This window comes from Protofrankia sp. CiP1_Cm_nod1 (assembly GCF_920888515.1).
In the GTDB taxonomy this organism is placed as follows: domain Bacteria; phylum Actinomycetota; class Actinomycetes; order Frankiales; family Frankiaceae; genus Protofrankia.
Map to the genome: position 1 here is coordinate 1 of NZ_CAKKTM010000397.1, position 2986 is coordinate 2986.

Genomic DNA, 2986 nt, shown 5'->3' on the forward strand with positions numbered 1-2986 from the left:
TCCTCGACATGGGCCGGCCGGTGCGGATCGCCGACGTCGCCAGCCGGCTGGCCGGCCGCGGCCCGCGGCCGGTCGAGGTGGTCTACACCGGGCTCGGCCCCGGGGAGAAGCTGCACGAGGACCTCTTCGACGACGACGAGCGCGACATCCGCCGCCACCATCCCCTGATCTCGTACGTGTCCGCGCCGGCGATCGACCGGCAGCAGGTCCGCGCGCTCGCGCCCTGGGGGGATCCCGGGGTGCTGCGCACGACGCTGCGCCAGCTCGCGAGGCCGCTCCCGGCCCTGCCACACCCCGCCGAGCCGCATCCGCGGGAAACCCGGCAGCGGGAAACCCGGCCGCGCGCGGCGGAGACACCGAGCGTGGTCGGCAACGACCTGTGACCGATGCCTGCCGGCGCGCGTCCACCAGCCCCCACCAGGCCCTCACCAGGGCGGACGGGCGCCGGCCGGGTGGGCGGATGAGGCGTTCCCCACTCGTGGGGGTATTCCAGTGGTTATCGTCATCGCGTGGATCGCTGGTTCAGTCTCGTCGGCGCCGACAACGTCCGGGATCTCGGCGGGCTACCGACCAGGGACGGAGCGTCGACACGGCCGGGACAACTGCTGCGCGCCGACACCGTCCAGGAGCTGACCAAGGACGATGTTGTTACGTTACGTAACAACTATGGCCTGCGCACGGTCCTCGATCTGCGCGCCGCGGCGGAGATCGCCCGGGAGGGCCGCGGCCCGCTGGCGGAGGAGGATGTCGCCTACCACAACCTGTCGTTCCTCCCCGGCGAGTTCGTGATGGCCGACGACCCGCGCTACCCCCTGATCGTCGCCGACCGCGCCTCGCAGGACCGGGTCGAGCACTACCTCGACTACCTGCGCGGGGCACCCGACGCGGTCGCCGGCGCCCTGCGGCTGCTCGCGGACCCCGGCCGCCTGCCGGCGCTGTTCCACTGCGCCGCGGGCAAGGACCGCACAGGCGTGCTGGCCGCCGTCGTGCTCGACATCGCCGGGGTCGAACGGGACGCGGTCATCGCCGACTATGTCGCGAGCAACGAGCGGATCGACCGGGTGGACCGCCGGCTGGCCAGGCGTCCCACCTACGACCGGGCCCGCAGCGGCGCCAGGGCGGACGGCATGAGCTGCCGGCCGGAGGTCATCAGCCGCTTCCTCACCGCGCTCGACGACACCTGGGGCGGCGCGGCCGGGTGGGCCCGGCACGCCGGCGTGCCCGACGACGCGCTCCGCTCGCTGCGGGCCAACCTGACCGGCTGAGCGGGGCGGCGGACATCCCATGCGAACCGCTGGCACCAACCGGTGTTACCGGGCCCGTACAGCCGGCCGGACCACCCAGCACAATGGGGTGGTGGACGCGACACCGCCCCGCCCGTACCACCGGCCCGGCCGGTCCTGGCGGGTACGCGGTGCCTCCCGGCGGCACCCGTCGTGCGGCGCCCCGCAGATACTGGTCCTGCTCGTGGCCGCGACCTGCCTGAGCACGGTCCTCACCAGCTGTGGGGAGAGTATCTCCTCCCGGTCGGCGTCAAGAGTCCCGCGCGACCTGATCCCCCTCTTCCAGAACGCCGCGGCGGTCTACGGTGTCCTCACCGCGGCCCAGCTCGCGGCCCAGGCCCGGGTGGAGAGCAAGTTCAACCGCGACGCGGTGTCCCGCGCGGGTGCCCGCGGCATGATGCAGTTCCTGCCCGGCACCTGGGAACAGTTCGGTGTCGACGGCAATGCCGACGGCGCGGCCGACCCGTTGGAACCGGCGGACGCCATCCTTTCCGCCGCGCGTTACGACGCCCACCTGGCCCAGCTCGTCCAGAAACTGCCCGGCGACCGTGTCTCGTTGATCCTGGCCGCCTATAATGCGGGACCCGCGGCTGTCCGCGATGCCGGCGGAGTTCCCGATTTCGCCGAGACGCGAGCATACGTCGCGAACGTCCACAACTGGACCAGCCGCTTCAACGACCAGCTCTAGACAGGCCAACTTCAGACATACCGGCACCGGGCACACCGGCGCCGGACATATGCCGGCGGCCCCGCGCACGCCGCCCGGGGCCCCGGGAAAACCGATGGAGAAAACAATGACCGACAATGGTGGGCGGTGACACGGCCGCTGCCGGACGCCGACGCCACTCCGTCGCCCGCTGCCGACCCGGCGGTCGAGGACGTCATCCGGCGGATCGAACGCTCCAGCGGCATGCTCGCCAGCCGCGCGGTGGCCCGCATGCACGAGGTCCTGCCCTGGTTCACGCCCATGTCGGCCCGGCACCGGGCCGACATCCAGCTGGTGGTACAGGCCGGGATCTCCTCGTTCGTGGAGTGGTGCCGGAGTCCCCAGCACGCCCGGGAGCTGTCCGGGGACGTGTTCCGGGTCGCTCCCCGTGACCTCGTCCGGGCTGTGACCTTCCGCCGCCTGGTCGAACTGGTGCGGGTGGCGGTCGAGGCGATCGAGGCCGAGGTGCCCGCGCTGGCCGGCCCCGAGCACGAGCAGCGGCTGCTCGCCGACGTGCTGCGCTACTCCCGCGACATCGCCTTCGCCGGCGCGGTCGTCTACGCCCGCGCCGCCGAGGAGCGGGGCGCGTGGGACGCCCGGCTGGAGGCGCTCGTCGTGGACCACGTCGTGCGCGGCGAGGTGGAGCGGGCGCTGCCGTCACGCGCGGCGGCGCTGGGCTGGCGCAACCCGCCGTCCGTCGCGGTGATCGTCGGGGACACCCCGGACCGCTCCCCCGAGGTCGTCGTCGACCAGGTCCACCGCCTCGGGCGCGGGGCCGGCCTGGAGGTGCTCACCGGCGTCCACCACGAACGGCTGGTCGTCATCGTCGGCGGGGACTTCGTGACCGCCGCCGCCGCCGCGCGGCGGCCGGCCCGGCCCGGCGCCGCCGGCTGCGGCCGTGCCCTGCTCGACGCCGTCGACGCCCTGTTGCCGGCCTACGGGCCCGGTCCGGTCATCATCGGCCCGGTCGCCGCCGACCTGGCCACGGCCGCCTCCT

Annotated in this window: 4 protein-coding genes; all 4 read left to right on the plus strand. The window is 73.8% G+C overall.

What is annotated here, in order from left to right; genetic code table 11:
* Positions 1–383 (plus strand): polysaccharide biosynthesis protein (locus tag NBX02_RS17980; protein ID WP_250292340.1); only part of this gene is annotated, 383 nt, incomplete at its 5' end.
* A 126-nt stretch (positions 384–509) separates the two neighbouring features.
* Positions 510–1265 (plus strand): tyrosine-protein phosphatase, encoded by a 756-nt coding sequence (locus NBX02_RS17985; RefSeq protein WP_250285280.1) that lies wholly within the window; start codon positions 510–512, stop codon positions 1263–1265.
* 19 nt (positions 1266–1284) lie between these two features.
* A complete protein-coding gene (locus NBX02_RS17990) occupies positions 1285–1971 on the plus strand; it encodes a lytic transglycosylase domain-containing protein (protein ID WP_445548516.1) in 687 nt (228 codons plus the stop codon).
* A 126-nt stretch (positions 1972–2097) separates the two neighbouring features.
* Positions 2098–2986 (plus strand): PucR family transcriptional regulator (locus NBX02_RS17995; RefSeq protein ID WP_250292342.1); only part of this gene is annotated, 889 nt, incomplete at its 3' end.

Excerpts from the sequence above, each read along its gene's own strand:
- NBX02_RS17990 (WP_445548516.1), top strand. The coding sequence starts at position 1,285 with ATGCGAACCGCTGGCACCAACCGGTGTTACCGGGCCCGTACAGCCGGC.